At 70.4% G+C, this 25586-nt stretch carries 22 protein-coding genes and 1 tRNA gene; 14 read left to right on the forward strand and 9 right to left on the reverse strand.

Going from position 1 to position 25586, the window contains the following annotated elements:
- Positions 1-118: 118 nt before the first annotated feature.
- The 6 genes from AAFF41_RS24900 to AAFF41_RS24925 form a co-directional block, all read right to left on the reverse strand.
- Positions 119-1600 carry a peptidoglycan D,D-transpeptidase FtsI family protein gene (locus AAFF41_RS24900; RefSeq protein WP_143602299.1) on the reverse strand — a complete coding sequence of 494 codons (1482 nt, stop codon included), beginning with the start codon at positions 1598-1600 and terminating at the stop codon, positions 119-121.
- Positions 1597-3036: an FtsW/RodA/SpoVE family cell cycle protein gene (locus AAFF41_RS24905; protein WP_343324647.1), complete on the reverse strand. Its 1440-nt coding sequence runs from the start codon at positions 3034-3036 to the stop codon at positions 1597-1599. Before AAFF41_RS24905 ends, AAFF41_RS24900 begins: the two co-directional genes overlap by 4 nt.
- Positions 3037-3062: 26 nt before the next feature.
- On the reverse strand, positions 3063-4649 hold the full coding sequence (locus AAFF41_RS24910; RefSeq protein WP_343326347.1) for a Stp1/IreP family PP2C-type Ser/Thr phosphatase: 1587 nt from the start codon (positions 4647-4649) through the stop codon (positions 3063-3065).
- 90 nt (positions 4650-4739) lie between these two features.
- Complete coding sequence (locus AAFF41_RS24915; protein WP_054236405.1) at positions 4740-5267, reverse strand: FHA domain-containing protein FhaB/FipA; 528 nt, start codon at positions 5265-5267, stop codon at positions 4740-4742.
- A 10-nt stretch (positions 5268-5277) separates the two neighbouring features.
- On the reverse strand, positions 5278-6135 hold the full coding sequence (locus tag AAFF41_RS24920) for an FHA domain-containing protein (protein WP_054236404.1): 858 nt from the start codon (positions 6133-6135) through the stop codon (positions 5278-5280).
- Complete coding sequence (locus AAFF41_RS24925) at positions 6123-6266, reverse strand: hypothetical protein (protein ID WP_319752407.1); 144 nt, start codon at positions 6264-6266, stop codon at positions 6123-6125. The genes AAFF41_RS24920 and AAFF41_RS24925 overlap by 13 nt, the downstream gene beginning before the upstream one ends.
- 367 nt (positions 6267-6633) lie before the next feature.
- Between AAFF41_RS24925 and AAFF41_RS24930 the strand changes: the two genes are divergently transcribed.
- Positions 6634-6720, forward strand: a tRNA-Leu gene (locus tag AAFF41_RS24930).
- A 124-nt stretch (positions 6721-6844) separates the two neighbouring features.
- On the opposite strand, the gene AAFF41_RS24935 is transcribed toward AAFF41_RS24930, so the two are convergent.
- The gene (locus AAFF41_RS24935; RefSeq protein ID WP_343324648.1) at positions 6845-8077 is read right to left on the reverse strand and encodes a sensor histidine kinase; all 1233 of its coding nucleotides are present in this window, start codon (positions 8075-8077) and stop codon (positions 6845-6847) included.
- A gap of 311 nt (positions 8078-8388) precedes the next feature.
- Between AAFF41_RS24935 and AAFF41_RS24940 the strand changes: the two genes are divergently transcribed.
- On the forward strand, positions 8389-8994 hold the full coding sequence (locus AAFF41_RS24940) for a TetR/AcrR family transcriptional regulator (RefSeq protein WP_060899123.1): 606 nt from the start codon (positions 8389-8391) through the stop codon (positions 8992-8994).
- Positions 8995-9587: 593 nt separating this feature from the next.
- Here the strand turns inward: AAFF41_RS24940 and AAFF41_RS24945 are convergent.
- Complete coding sequence (locus AAFF41_RS24945; RefSeq protein ID WP_054236402.1) at positions 9588-10208, reverse strand: ScbR family autoregulator-binding transcription factor; 621 nt, start codon at positions 10206-10208, stop codon at positions 9588-9590.
- Positions 10209-10429: 221 nt separating this feature from the next.
- A complete protein-coding gene (locus tag AAFF41_RS24950) occupies positions 10430-11224 on the reverse strand; it encodes a response regulator transcription factor (protein ID WP_054236401.1) in 795 nt (264 codons plus the stop codon).
- 473 nt (positions 11225-11697) lie between these two features.
- On the opposite strand from AAFF41_RS24950, the gene AAFF41_RS24955 reads away from it, so the two are divergent.
- From AAFF41_RS24955 to AAFF41_RS25010, 12 genes are all read left to right on the forward strand, one after another.
- Positions 11698-12780 (forward strand): ScbA/BarX family gamma-butyrolactone biosynthesis protein, encoded by a 1083-nt coding sequence (locus AAFF41_RS24955; RefSeq protein WP_343324649.1) that lies wholly within the window; start codon positions 11698-11700, stop codon positions 12778-12780.
- A gap of 56 nt (positions 12781-12836) precedes the next feature.
- Positions 12837-13829 (forward strand): NAD-dependent epimerase/dehydratase family protein, encoded by a 993-nt coding sequence (locus AAFF41_RS24960; protein WP_343324650.1) that lies wholly within the window; start codon positions 12837-12839, stop codon positions 13827-13829.
- A gap of 465 nt (positions 13830-14294) precedes the next feature.
- Positions 14295-16070 (forward strand): acetyl/propionyl/methylcrotonyl-CoA carboxylase subunit alpha, encoded by a 1776-nt coding sequence (locus tag AAFF41_RS24965; RefSeq protein ID WP_343324651.1) that lies wholly within the window; start codon positions 14295-14297, stop codon positions 16068-16070.
- 166 nt (positions 16071-16236) lie between these two features.
- A complete protein-coding gene (locus tag AAFF41_RS24970; RefSeq protein WP_054237209.1) occupies positions 16237-16566 on the forward strand; it encodes a TcmI family type II polyketide cyclase in 330 nt (109 codons plus the stop codon).
- A complete protein-coding gene (locus AAFF41_RS24975) occupies positions 16563-17834 on the forward strand; it encodes a beta-ketoacyl-[acyl-carrier-protein] synthase family protein (protein ID WP_054237210.1) in 1272 nt (423 codons plus the stop codon). Before AAFF41_RS24970 ends, AAFF41_RS24975 begins: the two co-directional genes overlap by 4 nt.
- Positions 17831-19045, forward strand: a complete 1215-nt coding sequence (locus AAFF41_RS24980; RefSeq protein WP_054237211.1) for a ketosynthase chain-length factor — start codon at positions 17831-17833, stop codon at positions 19043-19045. Before AAFF41_RS24975 ends, AAFF41_RS24980 begins: the two co-directional genes overlap by 4 nt.
- Positions 19046-19119: 74 nt before the next feature.
- Positions 19120-19395, forward strand: coding sequence for an acyl carrier protein (locus tag AAFF41_RS24985; protein ID WP_054237212.1), 276 nt, complete (start codon positions 19120-19122; stop codon positions 19393-19395).
- 97 nt (positions 19396-19492) lie between these two features.
- Positions 19493-20278 (forward strand): 3-oxoacyl-ACP reductase FabG, encoded by a 786-nt coding sequence (gene fabG / locus AAFF41_RS24990; protein WP_060898869.1) that lies wholly within the window; start codon positions 19493-19495, stop codon positions 20276-20278.
- A 50-nt stretch (positions 20279-20328) separates the two neighbouring features.
- A complete protein-coding gene (locus AAFF41_RS24995; protein WP_319753745.1) occupies positions 20329-21264 on the forward strand; it encodes an aromatase/cyclase in 936 nt (311 codons plus the stop codon).
- A 2-nt stretch (positions 21265-21266) separates the two neighbouring features.
- Complete coding sequence (locus AAFF41_RS25000) at positions 21267-22898, forward strand: FAD-dependent monooxygenase (RefSeq protein WP_343324652.1); 1632 nt, start codon at positions 21267-21269, stop codon at positions 22896-22898.
- Between the two features lie 170 nt (positions 22899-23068).
- Positions 23069-24532 (forward strand): FAD-dependent monooxygenase, encoded by a 1464-nt coding sequence (locus AAFF41_RS25005; RefSeq protein WP_450533106.1) that lies wholly within the window; start codon positions 23069-23071, stop codon positions 24530-24532.
- A 150-nt stretch (positions 24533-24682) separates the two neighbouring features.
- Entirely contained in the window at positions 24683-25582 is a 900-nt protein-coding gene (locus AAFF41_RS25010; RefSeq protein WP_177324387.1) for an alpha/beta hydrolase, read from the forward strand.
- Positions 25583-25586 lie beyond the last annotated feature (4 nt).

Below are 25586 nucleotides of genomic sequence, written 5' to 3' on the forward strand. Positions count from 1 at the left end.
GCGGTGTGCCGTCCGGGCATACCGTACCCGGCTCGGCTTCTGTGACCTGGCCAAGCCCGTCACCCGATACAGGACCGGTATCGCAACGTGCACCGATGTGAAGGGGACGTGACAGGGGTCACTTCTTGCTGTCGATGACTGCCTTCATCACGCTCCTCGCGATGGGGGCGGCGAGACCACCACCCGTGATGTCTCCACGGTTCGCGGCGCCGTCCTCGACCACGACGGCCACGGCGACCGGCGAGCTGCCGTCGGGGAGCTTGGCATACGAGATGAACCACGCGTACGGCTTCTCGCTGTTCGCGACGCCGTGCTGGGCGGTACCGGTCTTGCCGCCCACGGTGACGCCGGAGATCTGCGCCTTGGTACCCGTGCCCTCCTTGACGACCGTCTCCATCATCGACTGCAGGATCTGGGCGTTCGACTGGGAGAGCGGCTGGCTCATCTTCTGCGGGTCGGTCTGCGAGATGACGTCCAGGTTCGGGGCCTGCAGCTTGTCGACCATGTACGGCTTCATGAGCGTGCCGTTGTTGGCGACGGCGGAGGCCACCATGGCCATCTGCAGCGGGGTCGCGGCGGTCTCGAACTGGCCGATGGAGCTGAGCGCGGTGTGCGGCTTGTCCATCGACTTGGGGAAGACGGAGGCGTTGGAGCGCACCGGCGTGAGCTGCTCGGAGTTGAAGCCGAACTTCTCGGCCTCCGCGAGCATCTTGTCCGTGCCGAGGTCCGCGCCGATCTTGCCGAAGACCGTGTTGCAGGACACCTTGAGCGCCACGCGCATGGTGGCGTTCTTGCAGGGGATGTTCCCCTCGTTCTTCAGCTCGGTGGTGGTGTTCGGCAGGGTGTACGGCAGCGGCGAGTCCGTGTTCTCGTCCGCGGACTTGTACAGGCCGTTCTCCAGCGCCGCCGCCGCGGTGACCACCTTGAAGGTGGAGCCCGGCGGGTAGGTCTCGCGCAGCGCCCGGTTGAGCATCGGCTCGTCGGGGTTGTTCTTCTTCTGGAGCTTGTTCCAGGCCTTCTCGTCGCTCCCGGAGGTGCCGGCGAAGGTCGAGGGGTCGTAGGACGGGGTCGAGGCCAGCGCCAGGATCGCGCCGGTCTGCGGGTTGATCGCGGCGACGGCTCCCTTGCCCCGGCTCAGCAGGCCCTCGTAGGCGGCCTTCTGCGCGGCGGCGTTGAGGGTGGTGACGACGTTGCCGCCCTGCTTCTTCTTGCCCGTGATCATGTCGAGGGTGTTGCGGAAGAAGAGCCGGTCGTCGTTGCCGGTGAGGATGCCGTCGTCCAGCTTCTCCAGCTGGGAGGCGTCGAAGGCCTGCGAGGCGTACCCGGTGACCGGCGCCCACATGGGGCCGTCCTTGTAGGTGCGCTTGTACTCGAAGTCGTTGATGCCGTTCTTCGTCGACTTGGTGGCCCCGGTGATCGGGTTGCCGTCGACGATGATGTCGCCGCGCGGAGTGGCGTACCGCTCGATGGCGACGCGGCGGTTGTTCGCGTTGGTCCGCAGGCTGTCCGCCTGGACGTACTGGACGTAGTTGTCGCGGATGAGCAGGGCGAGGACGAGGAGCCCGCAGAAGATCGCGATCCGGCGCAGGGGCTTGTTCACGGGCGGACCACCTGGGTCATCTCGGCGTCGGGGCTGGGGGCGGGCGCGGGGGCCGGGCGGCGGGCGGTGTCGCTGATTCTGATGAGGATGCCCATCAGCGCCCAGTTGGCGATGACGGAGGAGCCTCCGTAGGCCACGAACGGCATCGTCATACCGGTGAGCGGGATCAGGCCCATGACGCCACCCGCGACGACGAAGACCTGGAGCGCGAAGCCGCCGGAGAGGCCGACGGCGAGGAGCTTGCCGAACGGGTCGCGGGCCGCGAGCGCCGTACGGATGCCGCGCTCCACGATCAGGCCGTAGACGACCAGGATCGCCATGATCCCCGCGAGGCCCAGTTCCTCGCCGAAGCTGGCGAGGATGAAGTCGGAGTTGGCGGCGAACCGGATGAGTTCGGAGTGGCCCTGTCCCCATCCGGTGCCGAGCGTGCCGCCGGAGCCGAAGGCCCAGAGGGCCTGCATGGACTGCTCGGTGTGGCCGCCGACGCCCTGCCTGCTCAGCGTGAACTCGTGCATGGGGTCGAGCCAGGCCTGGACGCGCTGCTGGACGTGCGGCTCGAAGGAGGCGACGCCGACCGCGCCGGCCGCCGACATCAGCAGACCGAAGACGATCCAGCTGGTCCGCTCCGTGGCGACGTACAGCATGATCACGAACATGCCGAAGAACAGCAGCGAGGTACCGAGGTCGGTCTCGAAGACCAGGATCAGGATGGAGACGAACCAGACGACCAGGATCGGGCCGAGGTCGCGGCCGCGCGGCAGGTAGAGGCCCATGAAACGGCGGCTGGCGAGGGCCAGCGCGTCGCGCTTCACCATGAGGTAGCCGGCGAAGAAGACCGCGAGGATGATCTTCGCGAACTCACCGGGCTGGAGAGTGCCCAGACCGGGGATCGAGATCCAGATCTTGGCGCCGTAGATGTTGGCGCCGAGACCGGGGACCAGCGGCAGCAGGAGCAGGATCAGCGCGCCGAACATGGAGATGTAGGTGTAGCGCTGCAGGACGCGGTGGTCCTTCAGGAAGATCAGCACGGCGACGAACAGACCGATGCCCAGCGCGGTGTACATCAGCTGGCGGGGTGCCGCCTGAACGAAGTTGGGCAGCGACTGGAGCAGCTTCGACTGGTCGAGGCGCCAGATCATCACCAGGCCGAGGCCGTTGAGCAGCGTCGCCAGCGGCAGCAGCAGCGGGTCGGCGTACGGCGCGAACTTGCGGACGCCGAGATGGGCGACGCCCGCGATCAGGCCGAGGCCGAGGCCGTAGCTCAGCAGGCCGGCCGGCACCTTCTCATCGATGGCCAGGCCCACGTTGGCGTACGCGAAGACCGGGATGAGAACGGCGAACACCAGCAGCGCCAACTCGGTGTTGCGGCGGCTCGGTGTGCCGATCGAACCGATGGTCGATGTGTGGTGCGTCGGCGTGTTCGTACTACTGCTCATGGTGTGACAGGGCCCCTCACGGCTTCTTACTGCTTACCGCACAGCGAGACCAGCTTCTGCTCCTCGTCGGAGAGGCTGGGGCCGGGTGTGGGAGTGGCTGCGGCGGAGGTGGACGGTTTCGAAGACGGTGCCGAGCTGGATGGGTTCGGCGTCGCGGACGGGCTGGACGTGGCCTTGGACGTCCGAGTGGTGGTTGTGGTTCCCGTGGTTCCACCTGCCTGGCCCGTGCCGGTCTTCGTGCTGTTCTGGCTGTCGACGGCGCGGCGCTCGGCGTCCTTCTTGCACGCGGAGGCCTGTGTGGCGAGCTCGCCGATCTTCTTCTGGGCGTCCTGGAGGCCGCCCTCCGTGATCGTCGCCTTGACCTGCTTCTGCTGGTACGGCGGCAGGTACTTGAGTTCGATCTCGGGGTGATCCTTCTCCACCTTCGAGAGCGAGACCCAGGCCAGGTCCTGGCTGATCCCGCGGTACAGCGCGACGTGCTGGTCCTGGGCGCCGACGTAGTACTGGGTCTGCGTCCACCGGTAGCCGCCGTACAGACCGCCGCCGATGACGGCGAGGGCCAGCGCGCTGTAGAGGGATCTCTTCAGCCACTTGCGTCCCGCGCTCGGCTTGACGAAGTCCTCGTCGGAGTAGTCGCCGTAGCCGCCCGTGGAGACATACCCGGTGGTGTCGCCGCTGCCGGGCGGGCCGAACTCGCCGCCACCGCCCTGTCCGGGCACCGGACGGCCGAGACTGGAGGCGCGGCCCGCGGGGGTCTGCATGGCGCCGTTGTCGTGCAGCTGGTGCTGGTGCTGGTTCTCGGCGACCGCGCCGACCACGACCGGGGTGTCGGAGAGCTGGACGGCGAGGGTGTCGCCGGAGTCGATGTCGAGGACGTCGGCGACGATGACGGTGATGTTGTCGGGGCCGCCGCCGCGCAGCGCGAGCTCGATGAGGTTCTGGACGGTCTCCTGCGGGCCCTGGTAGCTGGCGAGGGTGTCCTCCATCGTCTGATGGGAGACGACGCCGGACAGGCCGTCGGAGCAGATCAAGTAGCGGTCGCCGGCGCGGACTTCGCGGATGGAGAGGTCCGGCTCGACGTGGTCGCCGCTGCCCAGCGCGCGCATCAGGAGGGAGCGCTGCGGGTGGGTGGTGGCTTCCTCCTCGGTGATGCGGCCCTCGTCGACGAGGCGCTGCACCCACGTGTGGTCCTGGGTGATCTGCGTGAGGACGCCGTCACGCAGGAGGTACGCGCGCGAGTCGCCGACGTGCACGAGGCCGAGGCGCTGACCGGTCCACAGGAGCGCGGTGAGGGTGGTCCCCATGCCCTCCAGCTGGGGGTCCTCCTCGACCATCATCCGCAGCTGGTCGTTGGCACGCTGTACGGCGGTGCCCAGCGAGGTGAGGATGTCGGAGCCCGGGACGTCGTCGTCGAGCGCGACGATGGTGGAGATCACCTCGGAGGAGGCGACCTCACCGGCGGCCTGGCCGCCCATACCGTCGGCGATCGCGAGCAGGCGGGGACCGGCGTAACCGGAGTCCTCGTTGCCCTCGCGGATCATGCCTTTGTGCGATCCGGCGGCGAAGCGCAGTGACAGACTCATGCGCACCTCGCCCGTCGGCTCCGGGTACATCCGCACGGTGCCCACCCTCCGGTCGGGAGCGCGCCGGGGTCCGTCGTGTGGACCGCTGCTGCGTGCTCGCTCCGCTCGCTCATTGTCGTACTACTTCCGCAGCTCGATGACGGTCTTGCCGATGCGGATCGGCGCGCCCAGCGGAACGGGCGTGGGAGTCGTCAGTCGGCTTCGGTCGAGATACGTGCCATTGGTGGAGCCGAGGTCCTCGACGATCCACTGGCCGTCCCGGTCCGGGTAGATCCTGGCATGGCGGCTGGACGCGTAGTCGTCGTCCAGCACGATGGTGCTGTCGTGCGCGCGGCCCAGGGTGATGGTCTGCCCCTGCAGCGCGACGGTCGTGCCCGTGAGAGTGCCTTCGGAGACGACCAGCTTGGTGGGTGCGCCGCGGCGCTGTCGGCCACCGCCGCCGCTCGGCGGCGCCGCTTGCTGGCGCTGCGGAGGTGGTGTGGCCTGGCGCGCGGCCTGCTGCGGCCTGGAGGCGTCCCTGCGCGAGCCGCGCTGTGTGACGCGCGTTCCGAACAGGTCGCTGCGGATGACCTGCACGGCCACGATCACGAACAGCCACAGTACGGCCAGGAAACCCAGCCGCATGACCGTGAGGGTCAGCTCTGACATTGCCCCCGCTTCACCCTTCGGCTTGCCGGTAAATGATGGTGGTGCTGCCCACGACGATCCGCGAGCCGTCGCGGAGCGTAGCGCGGGTGGTGTGCTGCCCGTCCACCACGATGCCGTTGGTGGATCCGAGATCCTGGATCGTCGAGGGCGTTCCGGTCCGGATCTCACAGTGCCGGCGCGATACGCCGGGGTCGTCGATCCGCACGTCGGCTTCGGTGCTGCGACCCAGCACCAGCGTCGGGCGGGAGATCTGATGGCGGGCGCCATTGATCTCGATCCAGTGCCGCATGCGGCCGCCGGCCGCCGGGCCCGGAGCCGCGCCGGGCCGGGAGCCCATCGGCGTGGGGCCGGGGCGCACGCCGGGCGGCGGCGCGGACGGCATCGGAGGAGCGCCCGTGGGACCCGCGCTCGGCGCGGCAGCCGGATAGCCGTAGCCACCGGGCCGGCCGGGAGGCGGGCCCGCCGGGGCGCGCTCGGGGGCCTGCTGGTCGGTGGAGGAGGCGAGTGTACGGCTGCGCACCCGGTAGAGACCGGTGTCGAGGTCGTCCGCCTTCTCCAGGTGGACCTTGATGGGGCCCATGAAGGTGTAGCGCTGCTGCTTGGCGTAGTCGCGCACCATCCCGGCGAGTTCGTCACCGAGCTGGCCGGAGTAGGGGCTGAGGCGCTCGAAGTCCGGCGTGCTCAGCTCCACGATGAAGTCGTTGGGTACGACGGTCCGGTCGCGGTTCCAGATCGTGGCGTTGTTGTCGCACTCGCGCTGCAGTGCTCCGGCGATCTCCACGGGCTGGACCTCGGACTTGAACACCTTGGCGAAGGTGCCGTTGACCAGACCTTCGAGACGCTGCTCGAACTTCTTCAGGACTCCCATGGGGCACCTCCTCCTTCGTAGCCGTCCTGGTTCTGCCTGCTGTCCATGTCGTGCTGCGTACGGCCCGCCGTGTCGTACGGCCTGCCGCAGTCGTCCTGGTCCTGCTGGTACTGCTTACTGATCGTATCCACGCGTCGGGAAATCGGCTGGTTCCCCCTGTCGGCCCTGTCGACGGGTGTCGACGCCTTCCGAAGTCCCTTCCCGAAGTTCCCTCCGGGGCTCCTCTTCGAACACATCCCGGCACTACTCCTGCCAAGGATCGTAGAGGCGCTCCGAGACCAGTGTCCCGCACCTGACTGTGCACCCTGCCCTGCTCCTGGAGAGATGGCCTGGACCGGTACGAGGTTGATACGTGAACCGGTTAGGCCTGAGACGTGCGGTGCCGGCGGGGCCTGTGGCCGTGGAAAGGGATGTGATTCCACCCCGGACAGCGTGCTAATCTTCTGCATGTCGACAGGCGCTCACACCGCTCGGTGGGAGACCAAAGACACACCCAATGCGCGGGTGGCGGAATAGGCAGACGCGCTGGATTCAGGTTCCAGTGCCCGCAAGGGCGTGGGGGTTCAACTCCCCCCTCGCGCACCAGCGAAAAGGGCTCATCGTCAAGACGATGGGCCCTTTTCCATGTCTCCGGTGCGGGTTCGGGGGCGGGGTTGGCCGGGGTGCTGGTCGGAGTGTGTTCTGTCTCTCAGTTTTCCTCGGGCGGAGCTCAGGGGTGTCTGTGCAGGGGCAGATGGATCTCCAGCAGGGTGCCGGTGGGGGTGCCCGGGGTGATGCCGGTCCGGCCGCCGAGGTCCTCGACGCGGTCGGTGAGGGAGCGCAGGGCCCGCGCGGAATCGGCGGAGCCGGCGGAACCCGCCGCGGGACCTTGGCCGTCGTCGGTCACCTTCGCGTACACCCAGCGCCTGGTGATGCGCACGACAGTGTCCACGCGGCGCGCGCCCGAGCGGGCCAGGCGGTCGCGCAGGGCCTCGCGCAGGGCGAGGAAGGTCTCCTCCCGGTGTCGCTCGGAGAGGGTCCACTCGTCACCGATGACCTCGACGCAGGCCTGGATACGGCGGCCGTCGCGGGGACGAGGGCCCGCGAGGAAGGCCTCCAGGGCCTCGCGCAGGGGCGGCAGGTCGGCGCGGTGGCGCACGCCGTCGATGAGCGCCTGGTTCTCCCTGGCCGCCACGGCCAGGGCCCTTTGGGCGGTGGCGAGGTGGGCCGCGACGGCGCCGGGAGAGCCAGAGGCGGGTGAGCCGGTCCTGACGGGGGCGCAGGTCGCGGCGGCGTCGAGGCTGAGTCGGGCGAGGGACAGGGCGCCGCCCAATTCGTCGTGCAGCTGCCGGGCCAGCCGGCGGCGCTCGCCGCGGCCGTCGTCGCCGGACCACATGCCCTCCCCTGCTTCCCGGACGACCTCGCCGAGGCGCCGGACGACCGCGACCGCGCGGGGCAGCGCGCTCTCGTGGTGTGCGATGCCGTTCTCCAGGACGTGCAGCAGGGCGCACTCGAGGAGCAGGGCGACCGCGGCGGCCACCTGGTGCGGGGAGGCGGCGGGCGGGGCGATGGGGGTGGGTGCGGGGGTGGTGTCCGCGGCGCGGGCCAGGGCGGTGCGGGCGAACTCCGTCAGCGTGGTGCGCAGGGTGGGCACTTCCGCCTCGGCGGGGGCGAGCGCGGAGGGGAGGCGGGCGGTGAAGCGGTCCAGGACGGCGCCGGTCTCCCAGGACCCCAGGGTGGTGGCGGACGACATGAGGGGGGAGTGGCCCGGGCGGGACGACATCCGGGCCGCCGCGCGGACCAGGCCCTCGTGCAGGGCTTCGCCGAATCCACTGCCGACCAGGGGGACGGCCGCGGTGACAGGGGAGATCGCGCCGGTGGGTGAAGTGTGTGAGTTCGGTGAGGCCGATGACGTCGGCGCTGTCGTGGCGGTGGGCGCGGTGGGGGCGGTCGTGCTGCTCATCGGACTCCTCGACGCTCGGGTGACGCTTGGGTGCCGGGGCAACGTGGCCATCGCCAACGTAACAAACAGACTTGTCTGATTGTCAAGGGTGGGCGGATGTTCCGGATGGGGTGTGATCACGGGATCGTCCGACCGTCAAGAGTCCGTCCATGGGCAAGAGCTGCAGGATTTATGGGGATTGGATGGAGGTCTGGGTTCACAGGGCTGTCGACTAAAACAGGCATGGTTGTATGATTCCGGTTGTTGCTGGCGCCTTCGGGGCACCCGCGCGCTCCTTCATGCCAAGAGCAGGAATAGGCAGGTGCAGCCTGATGCAGACCCGGTCCGAACAGACCCGTCAGGCTCTCGTCCGTGCCGCGGCGGAACTGATAGCGAACGGCCGGCTCTCCGATGCGGGACTGGTCAACATCTGCCGCCGGGCCGGGGTGAGCCGGGGTGCTCTCTACCACCACTTCTCCTCCACCGCGGAGTTGACCGCCGCGGTCTACGAGCAGGCGCACGAGCGGGTCGTCGCGCTGATGGACGAGGCCTTCGAGGGACCCGTGGAGGATGCTCCGGAGCGCCTCCTGGTCGCCCTGTGCGAGGCGTTGCGCACGGAGGAACTGGTCCGGGCCGGCATACAGCTGGCGGTGGACGGGTCGGCGGGGCCGCCCCGGTTGCGTGACGACGTGCTGGCGTTGGTGCGCAGGCGGGTGGTCGACGCGCACCGGGACGTCGTGCCGGCGCCGGAGGATCTGGCCGAGCTGGCGGTGGTGGTGGCCGCGGGGCTGGAGTCGCTCGGGCACACGGACGCGGAGTGGTGGGACCCCAAGACGTCCAAGCGGCTGTGGGTGTTGTTGCGCCCGTTGTTCTCGTTGGCCGGGGAGGGGCTGGCTGAGGAGGAACGACGGGTGGGGAGCGGGTCCGAAGGGGTCTGAGTTCCGAAGCGGGGGTGAGGGCGGGCCTCGGGGGTCCCCTCAAGGTCGCGTGTCTGGGGTCCCCTGAAGGTCCGTGTCTGAGGTCTCCTCAAGGTCGCGCGCTCTGGGCGGAGTTGGCCTGAGGGCCGGCGTGCGGGACTCGGCAGGGCTTGGGTGCGCGGCCCGGGACCCGGGGGTCACCGGCCCCGTTCGGGAGGCGGGAGGGGCTGCAGCCCAGGTGCGGGTGGAGCCCACGGTGTCCAGCGGAGCCCTCGGTGTCCAGAGGCCGGTTGCGGGGCGGTGCCCCGTGTCCGGGGCTGCGCGAGAAGGCGCCCTCGGCCTTCGGAGATCCGTTACGGGGCTTGCCCGTGAACGGCACGGCATGCGAAGGGGACCCATGGCATGCGAGGGGGACCCGTGGTGGGGGGCTTGGCCCGGGTGAGGTGCCGGGCTCGGGTCCCTCACGGGTGAGGCGGCCCCGCCCGGGAGTTCGCGTTCGGGGCGCCGTGTGCTGTTCGGCGGGCGGAGCAGGGCGCGGTGCAGGGTGTGGGCAGGGCGCGGGGCTCGGTTGTTTGACTTGGTTGTGGGACTTGGCTGTGGGGGTCGGGCGGGGGTCAGGCCGTCTCGCGGGCCGGTGGCGGGATGGTGCGAAGCCGGCCGAGCATGCCGGGCGTGGCCAGGCCGGGCAGCATGAAGCGCCAGAACGCACCGATGCGTTCCGGCAGATCCTCGCGGTTGCTGTAGACCTGGGACATCAACTGCAGGCCGGTGAAGGCGCCGACGATGGTCGACGTGGCCTCCTGGATGTCGACGCCCGGCAGGATCTCGCCCTGCTCCTCGGCCTGCCGCAGCAGAGCGAGTATGGCGGCGCCGGACTGCTCGTACGCCGTCTGCGGCGGCCGGGAGAACGACGTCTGCTCGACGGCGAGCCGCACGCTGGCCCGTAGCACCGGATCGCGCTGGAGACGCTGGGCGAACTCCAGGGTGAGGTCGATGACGGCCTGGAGCTTCACCGCCTGGTCCGGCACCACCAGCGCCTCGCTGTGCGCGGTCACGAGGGCCACGGCGATCGCTTCCTTGGAGGGGAAGTGGTGGTAAAGCGCGCCTCGAGTGAGGCCCGTCCGGGCCAGGATGTCGTTGGTGCTCGCCGCGTCGTAGCCGCGCTCGTCGAACACGCGGGCCGCGGACTCCAGGATCGAGTGCCTCGACCTCGTCCCGCGCTCTTGTGTGGCCATACCAGGTCCTTGCTCTCGCCCACTGGAATTTTACCGACTGGTCTGTATTGTATCGGCAAGGCGGCACGCCGCCAGTAGGCGGGAGTATTTGCTTCCGGTTTGGCTCGATTTTCGGTCGGTCCTCGGCCGTTCATCGAGTGCTTCTCAAGTGGACGTCCAGTGGTCTTCGAGCAGCCCTCAAGCGGTCGTTACGTGGTCCTCGTACGGCCTGCGGGTGCCGTTCACGGGTGGCCGAGCCGAAAACCGACACCGCGTACGGTGATGATCCAACTGCTCGAACCGAGCTTGCCGCGCAGGCTGCTGACGTGGGTGTCGATGGTGCGCCCGCGGTGGGACCAGGTGTCGTCCCAGACCTGCGCCATGAGCTGGCGTCGCGGCATGACGGTGCCGGGCTGCGAGGCCAGTAGATGCAGCAGGTCGAACTCCTTGCGGGTCAGGTCCACCGGCTTCCCGTCCAGCGTGGCCACCCGGGTGCCGACGTCGATGCGCAGCGGCCCGTGGGTGATGACCTGGGCGGCGGCGGGCTGTTGACGCACCCGGCGCATCACCGCCTCCATCCGGGCCAGTAACTCGCGGAAGCCGTACGGCTTGACCAGGTAGTCGTCCGAGCCGGCCTGTAGTCCGAGCACCCGGTCGAGCTCGGAGCCGCGCGCGGTGACGGCGATGACCGGGGTGTCGCAGACCGCCCGGATGCCCCGGCACACCTCGAGCCCGTCCAGGTCGGGCAGGTCCAGGTCGAGCAGGAGGAGATCGGCATCGCGGTGCGCCTGGAGCGCCTTGGTGCCGGTGGCCACGCTCTGTGCGGCGTACCCCTGCCGCAGCAGGCCCTGGACTAGGGAGTCGGCGGCCCTGACATCGTTTTCTACGACCAGGACGCGCAGTGCGCCGGCCGGGGGGCCGGGGTGGTCGGCGGCCGTCTGTGGGGCAACGGCCCGCCCGGGCTGGGGAATCGTGGGGCGGTGCGGAAGATTGCGCTGCGATCGGGCGTCGAGTAGATCCACGGCTTGCCGATTCATCTGCTCCTCCTGAGGCACAGTCTCGTCATCACGGAACGGACTGCTGAACTCTCACAATGAGGACGATAGCAAACAGACTTGTCTGATTGTCAACGCGTTCGAAATCCCCCGCGCGTCGGTCCGTACCTTTTCCAATCTACCCATGTTGACCTGCGTGTATATGGAGAGATCCAGCGCTTCAAGGTCATGTTTCCGGCAGGTTGCGGTCAGGGTGAAGCCCCTTGTCCTGCGTGTGCCGTTGGCGCTAACCATGCAGGTCTGCACGGTTTGAAAGGTCAGGCGCCCCTGGTGGCGCAATCGTGCCGTACCGGCCTGGAGCGGCGGCTCATCGCTCGAAGGATGCTAAAGCTTTACTTGAAAAACCGAACAGACATGTCTGTATCTTGTGTGGGCGAGAGAACGTCGGCCACGGGGGTGGCTGCCGGCGGTACGGATTGCTGCCCCCTGCTCGGAAACAGACAGGAGTGCCGTACATGTCGTACACCACCTCCACCCGTGTGTCCGTCGAAGACGACGTCGCGACGGTGGGCACAAGCGCCTCACGAACCGCCTCACGAACCGCTGCCCGAAACGCCGTTCAATCCGCCGTTCAGACCTCTGCCCAGGCCTCCGTCCAGACCGCCGCGCGTACTCTGACGCCGCGGCTGACCACGACGGTTCCGCGCGAGTACGTCCATCGCGCCGCCGTCTCGGAGGTCCTGCTGACCGGCTGGGAAGCCGCCGCCGAACCGGCCGGACCCGACCCGGACGAATTCGCGGTCAGCGCCCAATGGCCGCGCAGCCACTCCTTCTTCACCCAGTCCGGCGGCTACCAGGACCCGATGCTCCTGATCGAGTCCGTCCGCCAGATCGGTTCCCTGCTCGCGCACGCGGAGTTCGGCGTCCCCTTCGGGCACCAGTTCCTGATGTGGGACATGTTCTTCAGCACCTCCCCCGAACTCCTTGTCGCGGACGCCGTCCCCACGGAGGTCGAACTGCGCACGGTCTGCCGGGACATCGTCCGCAGGGGCCGGGTGCTCGGCGGTATGCGCTACGACGTCACCGTGCTGCGCGACGGAAGGGCGCTGGCCACCGCGGGCGCCGCGTTCAGCTGTACCAGTCCCGCCGTCCACCGCAGGCTGCGCGCCGGCCGGCCCACCACCACCGACCGCGTCGTGCCGCCCGCGATCGACCCGGCCGCGGTGGGCCACTCCGACGACCGGCATGTGCTGCTCGCCGAGCCCGGATCGGCCTCCGGCAGCGGCGACCGCTGGGAACTGCGCGTCGACACCGCCCACCCCACCTTCTTCGACCACCCCGTCGATCACATACCAGGCATGGTCCTGCTGGAAGCCGCCCGGCAGGCCGGCCTCGTGTCGACCGGGATGCCGGACGCCCTCCTGCTGGGTCTCAAGAGCAACTTCGCGCGCTACGCCGAGTTCGACGCGCCCTGCTGGATCGAGCCGCAGGCCGAACCGCACGGTACGGAGGGCGGCGTACTGGTGCGGGTGCGCGGTACGCAGCGCGCTGAGACCGTCTTCACCGCCGAGCTCGTCCTGAGCCCGCGCGGCCGTTGAGCCCGCGCATCCTCCGTACGCCTGGGAGAACGTCCCCATCCCGAGGAGACAGACCCGTGCCCACCATCCTGATCACCGGCGCCGCCGGCTTCGTCGGCGGACACGTCACCCGTGAAGCGGCCCGGTACCGGGCCGACTTGAGACTCATGTCCCATCGCAGTCCTCTGCTCGCCTCCGGTCCGCCCCAGGAGGGTCCCCCGCCCCACGGGGGTCCCCCGACCCAGGAGCGTCCTGCGGGCCATGACGGTGCTCGCGTCGTACGGGCCGATCTGACCGACCCCGCGTCCTTGCGCGGGGTGTGCGACGGCGTCGACGTCCTGATCCACTGCGCCTCGCAGATCGGCGGCGGTGTCGAGGCCAACGAGGCCGTCAACGCCCGTGGCACGACGGCGCTCGTCGAGGAAGCGCGCCGCGCGGGGGTTGCGCGCATCGTCCAGCTGAGCACCGCGTCCGTCTACGGCCGTGGCACCTTCCGCGGCGACCGGCCCGAGGAACTGCGCCGCAACCCGGGCTCGCCCACGTCCCGCACCCGGGCCGCGGCCGAGGACACCGTTCTCGCGGCCGGCGGTGTCGTCCTGCGCCCGCACCTGGTGTACGGGGAGGGCGACAGGTGGGTGGTGCCCGGCCTGACCCGGATGCTGCGCGTGCTGCCCGGCACGGTGGAGGGCTGGCCCGCCCGGAGCTCCGCGATCGCCGTACCCGAACTGGCCGCGCTGCTCGTGGCCACCGCGCTCGCCCCCGCCGCCGACCTGACCGCCTCCGTCTACCACGCCACCAACCCCGAGCCCCTCCCCGTGGACACCCTTCTGCGCGCGGTCGCCGAGTGCACCGGGGTCGACTGGCCCGACCGGGAACTGACCGTCGACCGAGCCCGGGCGGTCCTGGCCGAGCACGGCGTACCTCCGTCCGGACTCGACATGTTCACCACCGACCACGTCTTCGACAGCACCCCGCTCTGGTCCGACCTGCGCCGCGCACCCGGCGCCGGTTTCGACACCGATTTCCCCCTCGCGGCGCCTTGGTACCGCAAGGCCCTGCGGGACGGTTGACCGGGACGAGTCCGGGGACGAGCCCGGGAGCGCGACCGGCCAAGTGTTCAACCGGCCAAGTGATCAACTGGCCAAGTGATCAACTGGCCAAGTGGTCGACCGGCCCGCGAAACCCCGCGGGACGGCGGGAAGCGCCTCCCGAACCCCTGCCGAACCCCTCCCGAACCCCTCTCGAACGCCGCTCCGGAACGCCTCCCGAGCGCCGTCCCGGAACGCCTCCCGAGCGCCCCGCGTACGCCCTTCGAAAATTTCTACGGAATGGCGTATTCCTTTTCTTTCCGGACCCGGCGGATCCGTCCGCCGGGTCCGGCTATTTGACGGAGGTCTGACCTTCCTCTTTCCTCTTCCGGTAAGTGCTGCCCCGGGTCTGCGGATTCTGACCCAGTTCTGCAACGGACCGTATTGAAGGAGAAGTGTGCACTCGAACAGTCTTGTGGCTCCGAGCGGAGTCTGGGGAGGTTCATCGTGCGCAAGGTGCTCATCGCCAACCGTGGCGAAATCGCTGTCCGCGTGGCCCGGGCGTGCCGGGATGCCGGGATCGCGAGCGTTGCCGTGTATGCGGAACCAGACAGGGACGCGTCGCATGTCCGGGCGGCGGACGAGGCGTTCGCTTTGGGCGGTGACACCCCCGCCACCAGCTACCTGGACATCGCCAAGGTCCTCCAGGCCGCCAAGGACTCCGGCGCGGACGCCATCCACCCGGGCTACGGCTTCCTGTCGGAGAACGCCGAGTTCGCCCAGGCGGTCCTGGACGCCGGCCTGACCTGGATCGGCCCGCCCCCGCAGGCCATCCGCGACCTCGGCGACAAGGTCGCCGCCCGCCACATCGCCCAGCGCGCGGGTGCGCCGCTGGTGGCGGGCACCCCCGACCCGGTGTCCGGCGCCGACGAGGTCGTCGCCTTCGCGCGGGAGCACGGGCTGCCCATCGCGATCAAGGCGGCCTTCGGCGGCGGCGGACGCGGCCTGAAGGTCGCCCGCACCCTCGAAGAGGTCCCCGAGCTGTACGACTCCGCCGTGCGTGAGGCGGTGGCCGCGTTCGGCCGCGGCGAGTGCTTCGTCGAGCGCTACCTCGACAAGCCCCGCCACGTCGAGACCCAGTGCCTGGCCGACACCCACGGCAACGTCGTCGTCGTCTCCACCCGCGACTGCTCCCTCCAGCGCCGCCACCAGAAGCTGGTGGAGGAGGCGCCCGCGCCGTTCCTGTCGGACGACCAGGTGGCGGAGCTGTACTCCTCCTCCAAGGCGATCCTCAAGGAAGCCGGCTACGTCGGCGCCGGCACCGTGGAGTTCCTCGTCGGCATGGACGGCACGATCTCCTTCCTCGAGGTCAACACCCGCCTCCAGGTCGAGCACCCCGTCACCGAGGAAGTCGCCGGCATCGACCTCGTCCGCGAGATGTTCCGCATCGCCGACGGCGAGGAACTCGGCTACGGCGACCCCGCCCTGCGCGGCCACTCCTTCGAGTTCCGCATCAACGGCGAAGACCCCGGCAGGGGTTTCCTCCCGGCCCCGGGCACGGTCTCCACCTTCGCGCCGCCCTCCGGCCCCGGCGTCCGCCTGGACGCGGGTGTGCAGTGCGGCAGCGTGATCGGCCCGGCCTGGGACTCCCTGCTCGCGAAGCTGATCGTCACCGGCGCCACCCGCGAGCAGGCGCTCCAGCGCGCCGCCCGCGCCCTCGAGGAGTTCGAGATCGGCGGGATGGCCACCGCGCTGCCCTTCCACCGCGCGGTCGTCAAGGACCCGGCATTCGCTCCCGAACTGACCGGTTCCACCGACCCGTTCACGGTCCACACCCGCTGGATCGAGACCGAGTTCGTCAATGGCATCCCGGCCTTCACCGACCCCGCCGAGGTGGCGGAGGCGGAGGACGAGGCGGGCCGTGAGTCCGTCGTCGTCGAGGTCGGCGGCAAGCGCCTCGAGGTCTCGCTGCCGTCCTCGCTGGGCATGTCCCTCGCCCGCACCGGCCTCGCCGCCGGCGCCAAGCCCAAGCGCCGCGCGGCCAGGAGGTCGGGCCCGGTCGCCTCCGGTGACACGCTCGCGTCGCCCATGCAGGGCACGATCGTCAAGGTCGCGGTCGAGGAGGGCCAGGAGGTCAAGGAGGGCGACCTCGTCGTCGTCCTGGAGGCCATGAAGATGGAACAGCCCCTCAACGCCCACCGCTCGGGGATCGTCAAGAGCCTCACCGCCGAAGTGGGCGCGTCCGTCGCCTCGGGCGCCGCCATGTGCGAAATCACCAGCTGAATTCCCGGGGCATTCCCTGGCATTCTCCGGCATTCTCCAGCGCAATTCTGAACCGGTCTGACAATTCCCTGACACGGGGAATATTGAAACCGCTCGTACCGCCCGAGATACTGAATATGAGCTTTCGTCAACTGTTGTGTGGTGGGCCCCGAGGAGAGGGAAACGTATGTACAGCACGCTGATTGTGGCTCGGATGGATCCCGGGTCGAGCGTCGACGTCGCGAAGATTTTCGGTGATTTCGACGACACGGAAATGCCGCACCGCATGGGCACGCGCCGGCGCCAGCTCTTCCAGTACCGGGGTCTGTACTTCCACCTCCAGGACTTCGACGCGGACAACGGCGGCGAGCTGATCCAGCACGCCCGGCACGACCCCCGCTTCATACAGATCAGCGAGGACCTGAAGCCGTTCATCGAGGCGTACGACCCAGCCACCTGGCGCTCCCCGGCCGACGCGATGGCCACACGCTTCTACAACTGGGAGGCGTCCGCGTGACCGGCCGACGCGTTGTCATCACCGGTATCGAGGTGCTCGCCCCCGGTGGTGTCGGGGCGAAGAACTTCTGGAACCTGCTGAGCGAGGGCCGTACGGCCACCCGCCGCATCACGTTCTTCGACCCCAGTCCGTTCCGTTCCCGCGTCGCCGCCGAGATCGACTTCGATCCCGCGGAGCACGGACTGCGCCCGCAGGAGATACGCCGGATGGACCGCGCCGCGCAGTTCGCGGTGGTCGCGGCCCGTGGCGCGGTCGCCGACAGCGGTATCGACATCGACGCCTACGATCCTTATCGCGTCGGCGTCACCATCGGCAGCGCGGTCGGCGCGACCATGGGTCTGGACGAGGAGTACAACGTCGTCAGCGACGGCGGCCGGCTCCACCTGGTCGACCACGCCTACACGGCCCCGCACCTGTACAACTACCTGGTCCCCAGCTCCTTCGCGGCCGAGGTCGCGTGGGCCGTGGGCGCGCAGGGCCCCAACACGGTGGTCTCCACGGGCTGTACGTCCGGCATCGACTCGGTCGGGCACGCCGTGGAGCTGCTCCGCGAGGGCTCGGCGGACGTCATGATCACGGGTTCGTCCGACGCCCCGATCTCGCCGATCACGATGGCGTGCTTCGACGCGATCAAGGCGACGACGCCCCGGGACGACGTACCCGAGCGCGCCTCGCGCCCCTTCGACGGGACCCGCAACGGGTTCGTCCTCGGGGAGGGTGCCGCCGTGTTCGTCCTGGAGGAGCTGGAGAGCGCCAAGCGGCGCGGCGCGCACATCTACGCCGAGATCGCGGGCTATGCGACGCGCTCGAACGCGTACCACATGACGGGTCTGCGTCCGGACGGGGCGGAGATGGCCGAGGCCATCACGGTCGCGCTCGACGAGGCCAGGATGAACGCGACCGAGATCGACTACATCAACGCGCACGGCTCGGGCACCAAGCAGAACGACCGCCACGAGACCGAGGCGTTCAAGCGGAGCCTGGGCGACCACGCCTACCGGACCCCGGTCAGCTCGATCAAGTCGATGGTCGGGCACTCGCTCGGCGCGATCGGCTCCATCGAGATCGCCGCGTCCGCGCTGGCGATGGAGAACCACGTCGTGCCGCCCACGGCCAACCTCACGACCCCCGACCCCAAGTGCGACCTCGACTACGTGCCGCTGGTCGCCCGTGAGCAGCTCACCGACGCGGTGCTCACGGTCGGCAGCGGCTTCGGGGGATTCCAGAGCGCCATGGTGCTGGCGCGTCCCGAGAGGAGCGTGGCATGACCACCACGGTGGTAGTGACCGGTCTGGGCATCGCCGCCCCCAACGGACTGGGCACACAGGACTACTGGGCCGCCACCCGGACCGGCAAGAACGGCATCGGGCGGGTCACCCGCTTCGACCCGTCCTCCTACCCGTCGACCCTGGCGGGCGAGGTGCCCGGATTCGTCGCCGCGGACGTGCTGCCGAGCCGGTTGCTGCCGCAGACCGACCACATGACCCGGATGGCGCTGGTCGCCGCCGAGTGGGCGCTCGCGGACGCGGGCATCGACCCCAAGGAACTGCCCGAGTACGACATGGGCGTCGTCACGGCCAGTTCCTCGGGCGGCTTCGAGTTCGGACAGGGCGAGCTGGAGAAGCTGTGGAGCCAGGGCAGCCAGTACGTGTCCGCGTACCAGTCCTTCGCCTGGTTCTACGCCGTCAACAGCGGTCAGATATCCATCCGCAACGGGCTCAAGGGCCCCAGCGGCGTCATCGTCAGTGACGAGGCCGGCGGTCTCGACGCGGTGGCGCACGGCCGGCGGCTCATCCGCAAGGGCACCCCGATGATCGTCTCCGGGGGCGTCGACGCGTCGATCTGCCCCTGGGGCTGGGTGGCGCAGATGGCCGGCGACCGGCTGAGCACCAGCGACGAGCCGACCCGTGCCTACCTGCCCTTCGACGCCGACGCGGCCGGTTACGTACCGGGCGAGGGCGGCGCCATCCTGATCATGGAGTCGGCCGAATCGGCGTGCGCGCGCGGCGCCAAGATCTACGGCGAGATCGCGGGCTACGGATCGACGTTCGACCCGCGGCCCGGCAGCGACCGCGAGCCCGCCCTGCGCAAGGCGATCGAACTCGCCCTCGCCGACGCGGGCACCGCCCCCGAGGACGTCGACGTTGTCTTCGCGGACGCGGCGGGCGTGCCGGAGCTGGACCGTGTCGAGGCCGACGCGATCTCGGCGGTCTTCGGGGTCCGGGGTGTCCCGGTCACCGCGCCCAAGACGATGACGGGCCGGCTGTACTCCGGGGCGGCCCCGCTCGACGTCGCCACCGCGCTGCTGGCCATCGAGGAGGGCCTCATCCCTCCGACGGTCCACATCAACCCCGACGAGGAGTACGGCCTCGACCTGGTCCTCAACCAGTCGCGCACCGCCCAGGTCCGCACCGCCCTGGTCCTGGCCCGCGGCTACGGCGGCTTCAACTCGGCCGTCGTGGTCCGCGCCGTCGACTGACCGGCACTCCCCCTGCCCCCAACGCCCCGAGACCCCCGACTGAACGATCCATTTCGACCTGGGAAGGAACCCACGTGTCCACTTCGGAATTCACCCTGGACGACCTGCGCCGCATCCTCCAGGAGGGCGCCGGTGTCGACGAGGGCGTCGACCTCGACGGCGACATCCTCGACGAGCCCTTCGAAGTCCTCGGCTACGAGTCGCTGGCCCTCCTGGAGACCGGCAGCCGTATCGAGCGCGAGTACGGAATCGTCCTCGACGAGGACCTGCTGACCGACGCCGACACCCCGCGCGCCCTCATCGAGGCCGTGAACCAGCAGTTCGGCGCGGACGAGCCCGCCGCCGCCTGAGGTCCGACGGCGTTCCCGGACCGGGCGAAACCTTGCACCTGACCTCGTCCGGTCCGGTACCGCCGCACCCCCGCAGAACAAGAGGGAGAGGAAGCACATGTCAACGCTGGAAAAGCGGGTCGCTCTCATATCGGGGGCCACCAGCGGCATCGGCCTCGCGTCCGCGCGGGCGCTGGCCGCGGCCGGCCACCGCGTGTTCATCGGCGCCCGCAGCGCGGACAACGTCGCCGAGACCGTCAAGATCCTCCAGGAGGAGGGCATCGACGCCGACGGCACGGTCCTCGACGTCCGCGACCCCGCCTCGGTCGGCGCCTTCGTGCAGGCCGCGGTCGACCGCTTCGGCACCGTCGACGTCCTGGTCAACAACGCCGGCCGGTCCGGTGGCGGCGTCACCGCCGATATCGAGGACGAGCTGTGGACCGATGTCATCGACACCAACCTCAACAGCGTGTTCCGGCTGACGCGAGAGGTGCTCAACACCGGCGGCATGCGCCACAAGAGCCGTGGCCGCATCATCAACATCGCCTCCACGGCCGGCAAGCAGGGCGTGGTCCTGGGAGCCCCCTACTCCGCCTCGAAGCACGGCGTGGTCGGTTTCACCAAGGCCCTCGGCAATGAGCTGGCACCCACCGGCATCACCGTGAACGCCGTCTGCCCCGGCTATGTCGAGACGCCGATGGCCCAGCGCGTGCGCGCCGGATACGCGGCCGCCTACGACACCTCCGAGGACGCCATCCTCGAGAAGTTCCAGGCCAAGATCCCGCTCGGCCGCTACTCCACCCCCGAGGAGGTCGCCGGCATGGTCGCCTACCTCGCCTCCGACACGGCCGCCTCGGTCACCGCGCAGGCCATCAACGTCTGCGGCGGACTCGGCAACTTCTGAGCACTCCCACCGACCGGCAGCCCGTACCCAGCCATGGAGAAGAAAGCGTCATGACGACCCGTGAGGTAGAGCACGAGATCACGATCGCCGCGCCCGCACCGGCCGTGTACCGGCTGCTGGCGGAGGTCACCAACTGGCCCCGGATCTTCCCGCCCACCATCCACGTGGACCGCGTGGAGCACGACGGCTCCCAGGAGCGGATACGGATCTGGGCCACCGCCAACGGCGAGGCCAAGAACTGGACCTCGCGCCGCGAACTGGACCCCGAGGCCCTGCGCATCACCTTCCGCCAGGAGGTGACCGCCCCGCCGGTCGCCGCGATGGGCGGCACCTGGATCATCGAGCCGCTCGGCGAGAACGAGTCCCGGGTACGGCTGCTGCACGACTACCGTGCCGTCGACGACGACCCGCACGACCTCCTGTGGATCGACGAGGCCGTCGACAAGAACAGCCGCTCCGAGCTGGCCGCGCTGAAGAAGAACGTCGAGTTCGCGCACGCGGCGGAGGAGGTGACGTTCTCCTTCGAGGACACCGTCCACGTCGACGGTTCGGCGAAGGACGTGTACGCCTTCATCAACGAGGCGAACCTGTGGTCGGAGCGCCTGCCGCACGTCGCCACGGTCCGTCTGGAAGAGGACACCGTGGGGCTCCAGACCCTGGAGATGGACACCCGGGCCAAGGACGGCTCCGTCCACACCACCAAGTCCTACCGGGTGACCTTCCCCCACCAGCGCATCGCCTACAAGCAGGTCACCCTGCCCGCGCTGATGACCCTGCACACCGGTCACTGGACCTTCGAGGACACGGGCCAGGGCGTCGCGGCCACCTCGCAGCACACCGTCACCCTCAACACGGACAACATCGAGAGCATCCTCGGCTGCGGGGCCACCGTCGCCGACGCCCGCGAGTACGTCCACACCGCCCTGTCCACCAACAGCCGGGCCACCCTCTCCCACGCCAAGGCCTTCGCAGAGAACAGGCGTTGACGATGACGACGGACCATCAGGACACCGACACGACCATCCTGGACACCGACGTCCTCGTGGTCGGAGCGGGCCCCGCCGGGCTGATGCTCGCCAGCGAGCTGAGGCTGGGCGGCGCCGAGGTGGTCGTCGTCGACCAGCGCCCCGGCCCGACCACCGAATCCCGGGCCTCCACCCTGCACGCCCGCACGATGGAGATCCTCGACTCCCGCGGGCTGCTGGACGAGCTCGGTACGCCGCCGTGCGAGCCGCGCGGTCACTTCGGCGGCGTACCGCTGGACCTGACGCTGCCCAGTTCGCACCCCGGGCAGTGGAAGGTCGCGCAGACCCGCACCGAGGAGCTGTTGCAGCGGCGGGCCGCCGTGCTGGGCGCCGATCTGCGGCGCCGGCACCAGCTGCTGTCCCTGGAAGCGAAGAGCGAGGGGGCCGGGCGGGACGAGGCCGGGCGGGGCCGAGTCGGGCGGGGCGGGGTGGAGGCCGAGGCCATCGGTCCCTACGGTCCCGTCCGCATCCGGGCCCGCTACCTGGTCGGCTGCGACGGCGAGGACAGCACCGTACGGCGCCTGGTCCGGGCCCCCTTCCCGGGCCGGGACGCCGCACGCGAACTGCTGCGCGCCGACGTCTCCGGCGTCGAGGTCGCCGACCGGCGCTTCCAGCGCCTGGAACACGGGCTCGCCATCGCCGCCACCCGCGAGGGGGTGACCCGGGTGATGGTCCACGAGTTCGGGCGCCCCGCCGCCGAACGCGGCGGCGCCGAACCGGACTTCGCGGAGGTCACCGACGTCTGGAAGCGCGTCACCGGCGAGGACATCAGCCAGGGCACCCCCCTGTGGGTCAACGCCTTCGGCGACGCCAACCGGCAGCTCGCCCACTACCGGCACGGTCGCGTCCTGTTCGCCGGGGACGCGGCGCACCGGCAGATGCCGAGCGGCGGACAGGCCCTCAACCTGGGCGTCCAGGACGCCTTCAACCTCGGCTGGAAGCTCGCCGCCGTCGTCCGCGGCAGCGCGGGCGAGGACCTCCTGGACACCTACCACTCCGAGCGCCACACCGTGGGCCGCCAGGTCCTCGCCAACATCCGGGCCCAGGTCGAGCTGCTGCTCGGGGGCCCGGAGGTCGAACCCGCCCGCGCCCTGCTCACCGAACTCGTCGCCCTGGACGGTGTACGACAGCACCTCGCCGGGATGATCAGCGGCCTCGGCATCCGGTACGACGTCGAGGGCGCCGAGGGTTGCGGCGCCGGCGACGACTTCGGGGCCGGCGCCGCCCAGGGCGTCGGCGTCGGCCCCGAGATCCACTCCGACGAGCACCCGTTGCTCGGACGGCGGTTGCCGGACGCGTGGCTGGAGCCCGCGGAGGGTGGCGCGCGGTGCCGTACGACCGAACTGTTGCGCACCGGTCGCGGGTTGCTGCTGTCCCTGGACGGGGACGGCGCCCCGGCGCTGCGCGCGACGGTGGCCCCCTGGTCGGACCGGGTCGCCTTCGTCGCCGACCGCCCCGCGGCCGGCGGCCCGCTGCCGGCCGGGCAGGCCCTGCTGGTCCGCCCCGACGGCTATGTGGCCTGGGCGGGTTCCGGTCCGGCCGGTCTGGCGCGGGCGCTGACCCGTTGGTTCGGCACCCTGGCCGCCGACCACTGAGTACGGCCGCACGGGCCCGTCACGGACAGGCACAGGCAACGGCACGGCAGGGCACGGACAAGCTCACGCACACGCACGGACAAGCACACGCACAGCTGAGGCACCGCACGTCACCCACCGATGCGACGCGCGCCCGGGCGCGCGAGGAGAGGACACCCATGGACGCGCAGATGGACGCGGACGTCATCGTCGTCGGCGCCGGCCCGGCCGGGCTGATGCTGGCCGGGGAACTGCGGCTGGGCGGGGTGAGTGTCATCGTCGCCGAGCGGCTGGCGCGGCCCACCGGACAGTCGCGCGGGCTCGGGTTCACCGCCCGCGCCATGGAGTCCTTCGACCAGCGCGGTCTCGTCCCGCGCTTCGGCGGGCTGGAGAAGAGCCCGATGGGCCACTTCGGCGGGGTGCAGTTCGACTACACCGTGCTGGAGGACGCCCACTTCGGGGCCCGCGGCGTCCCCCAGTCCCGGACGGAGGCGGTGCTGGAGGAGTGGGCGGGTGAGCTCGGCGCCGACATCCGGCGGGGCTGGGAGTTCCTGGCGCTGGAGCAGGACGGGACCGGGGTCACCGTCACCGTGGCCGCGCCCGACGGCGAGCGCACGCTGCGTGCCGCGTACCTGGTGGGTGCCGACGGCGGGCACAGCCCGGTGCGCAAGGCCGCGGGCTTCGACTTCCCCGGTACGCCCGCCACCCGTGGCATGTACCTCGCGGATGTCGTCGGCTGCGAGATCCCGCCGCGCTTCCTGGGCGAGCGGCTGTCCGGCGGCATGGTGATGGCCGCGCCGCTGAAGGAGGGCGTGGACCGGATCATCGTGTGCGAGCACGGCACCCCGCCGGCCGACCGCAGCGAGACCCCGGAGTTCGCCGAAGTGGCGGCGGCCTGGGAGCGGTTGACGGGTGAGGACATCTCCGGCGGCGGCGCGGACTGGGTCAGCTCGTTCACGGACGCCACCCGCCAGGTCACCGAGTACCGGCGCGGACGGGTGCTGCTCGTCGGCGACGCCGCGCACATCCATCTGCCGGCCGGCGGCCAGGGACTGAGCACCGGTGTCCAGGACGCGGTCAACCTCGGCTGGAAGCTCGCGGCGACCGTCCAGGGCCGGGCCCCCGAGGGACTGCTCGACACCTACCACGACGAGCGTCACGCGGTCGGCGCGCGGCTGCTGATGAACACCAAGGCACAGGGCACGGTCTTCCTCGGCGGCCCCGAGTCCCAGCCGCTGCGTGATCTGTTCGCCGAGCTCATCGGCCTCGATTCGGTCAAGCGGCACCTCGCCGGGGTGGTCAGCCACCTCGACGTCCGCTACGACCTCGGGGACACCGGGGACTCGCTGGTCGGGCGCCGGTTGCCGCCGCGGGCGCTGAACACCGCCACCGGCGAGGTCCGTACGCCCGAACTCCTCCACGCCGCCCAGGGCGTGCTGCTCGACCTCGCCGACGACTCCGTACTGCGCGAGGCGGCTGCCCGCTGGAAGGACCGCGTCACCGTCGTCACCGGCACCCCGCAGGACCCGGCCGCGTTCGGCGGCGCCGCCGCGGTGCTGGTCCGCCCCGACGGCTATGTGGCCTGGGCGGACACGGGTTCGGCGGAGCTGTGCGCGACGCTGCACCGCTGGTTCGGCGCACCCGAGGCCCGCTGAGAACCACCACCGGCAACCGATCCGCACGCGAGCACCAGGACGAGAGCACCCACACGAAAGCACGAACACACCAGCACGAACACGAGAGGAAGTACCCCAGTGAGCGTTCCCACGGTCGAGACCATCCCCTCGTCCGTACCCGGTTCGGCCATGCCCTCGATGTCCCCGGGTGTGCGCCCCGTCGCCCTGGCGGCCGGTGACGTCACGCTCTCCGCGCTGATCGCCCAACCGTCCGGGCCACCGCGGGCCACGGTCGTCGCGGTGCACGGGGGAGGAATGAGCGCCGGGTACTTCGACGGGCAGGCCCACCCCGACGTCTCCCTGCTCGCCCTCGGCGCCCGGCTCGGCTACACCATGGTCGCCGTCGACCGGCCCGGCTACGGGCTGTCCGCCGCGGACGCCCCGAGCGGTCAGACCCTGGCCGAGCAGTCCGCAGCGCTGCACGCGGCGCTGCGGCACCTGGCCGGCCGCGCCGAGACGGGCGCCGGAGTGTTCCTGCTCGCGCACTCCTTCGGCGGCAAGCTCGCCCTGACGTACGCCGCCTGCCAGGCCGGCGATCCGGATCCGGCCGTACCACCGCTGCTCGGGCTCGACATCTCCGGGCTCGGCCGGGACTACGCGGTCGACCACCCGGAGGGCGGCCCCGACCCGCACCAGCACCGGCACTGGAAGCGGAACTGGGGTGCCCTGCGCTTCTACCCGCCGAACACCTTCCGCGAGGCCGAGGGCCTGGTCGCCCCCATGCCCCCGCGCGAGCAGGCCGAGGCACTCCAGTGGCCGCGGCGGTTCCCGGTCGCGGCGGCGGCCGTGCAGGTCCCGGTGCGGCTGACGTTCGCCGAGCAGGAACTGTGGTGGCACCACGACGAGGACACCGTCGCCGACCTCGCCGCGCACTTCGCCTCGGCGCCGTCCGCCGCCGTCGACCGTCAGCCCGGCGCCGGGCACAACATCAGCCTCGGCTGGGCCGCCCGCACCTACCACCTGCGCGCGTTCGCGTTCTTCGAGGAATGCCTCGCGCGCCGGTCCGCGGGCGCGTCCGTGACGCCCTGATGCC

Source organism: Streptomyces mirabilis (assembly GCF_039503195.1).
Taxonomy (GTDB): domain Bacteria; phylum Actinomycetota; class Actinomycetes; order Streptomycetales; family Streptomycetaceae; genus Streptomyces; species Streptomyces mirabilis_D.

What these genes read in the sequence shown, in the direction of transcription:
- AAFF41_RS24945 (WP_054236402.1), bottom strand. Translation starts at nt 10,208, where the DNA reads ATGGCCACACAAGAGCGCGGGACGAGGTCGAGGCACTCGATCCTGGAG.
- AAFF41_RS25005 (WP_450533106.1), top strand. Translation starts at nt 23,069, where the DNA reads ATGGACGCGGACGTCATCGTCGTCGGCGCCGGCCCGGCCGGGCTGATG.
- AAFF41_RS24950 (WP_054236401.1), bottom strand. Translation starts at nt 11,224, where the DNA reads ATGAATCGGCAAGCCGTGGATCTACTCGACGCCCGATCGCAGCGCAAT.
- AAFF41_RS24905 (WP_343324647.1), bottom strand. Translation starts at nt 3,036, where the DNA reads ATGAGCAGTAGTACGAACACGCCGACGCACCACACATCGACCATCGGT.
- AAFF41_RS24995 (WP_319753745.1), top strand. Translation starts at nt 20,329, where the DNA reads ATGACGACCCGTGAGGTAGAGCACGAGATCACGATCGCCGCGCCCGCA.
- AAFF41_RS25000 (WP_343324652.1), top strand. Translation starts at nt 21,267, where the DNA reads ATGACGACGGACCATCAGGACACCGACACGACCATCCTGGACACCGAC.
- AAFF41_RS25010 (WP_177324387.1), top strand. Translation starts at nt 24,683, where the DNA reads ATGCCCTCGATGTCCCCGGGTGTGCGCCCCGTCGCCCTGGCGGCCGGT.
- AAFF41_RS24970 (WP_054237209.1), top strand. Translation starts at nt 16,237, where the DNA reads ATGTACAGCACGCTGATTGTGGCTCGGATGGATCCCGGGTCGAGCGTC.
- AAFF41_RS24980 (WP_054237211.1), top strand. Translation starts at nt 17,831, where the DNA reads ATGACCACCACGGTGGTAGTGACCGGTCTGGGCATCGCCGCCCCCAAC.
- AAFF41_RS24935 (WP_343324648.1), bottom strand. Translation starts at nt 8,077, where the DNA reads ATGAGCAGCACGACCGCCCCCACCGCGCCCACCGCCACGACAGCGCCG.
- AAFF41_RS24920 (WP_054236404.1), bottom strand. Translation starts at nt 6,135, where the DNA reads ATGGGAGTCCTGAAGAAGTTCGAGCAGCGTCTCGAAGGTCTGGTCAAC.
- AAFF41_RS24955 (WP_343324649.1), top strand. Translation starts at nt 11,698, where the DNA reads ATGTCGTACACCACCTCCACCCGTGTGTCCGTCGAAGACGACGTCGCG.
- fabG (WP_060898869.1), top strand. Translation starts at nt 19,493, where the DNA reads ATGTCAACGCTGGAAAAGCGGGTCGCTCTCATATCGGGGGCCACCAGC.
- AAFF41_RS24915 (WP_054236405.1), bottom strand. Translation starts at nt 5,267, where the DNA reads ATGTCAGAGCTGACCCTCACGGTCATGCGGCTGGGTTTCCTGGCCGTA.
- AAFF41_RS24910 (WP_343326347.1), bottom strand. Translation starts at nt 4,649, where the DNA reads ATGTACCCGGAGCCGACGGGCGAGGTGCGCATGAGTCTGTCACTGCGC.
- AAFF41_RS24940 (WP_060899123.1), top strand. Translation starts at nt 8,389, where the DNA reads ATGCAGACCCGGTCCGAACAGACCCGTCAGGCTCTCGTCCGTGCCGCG.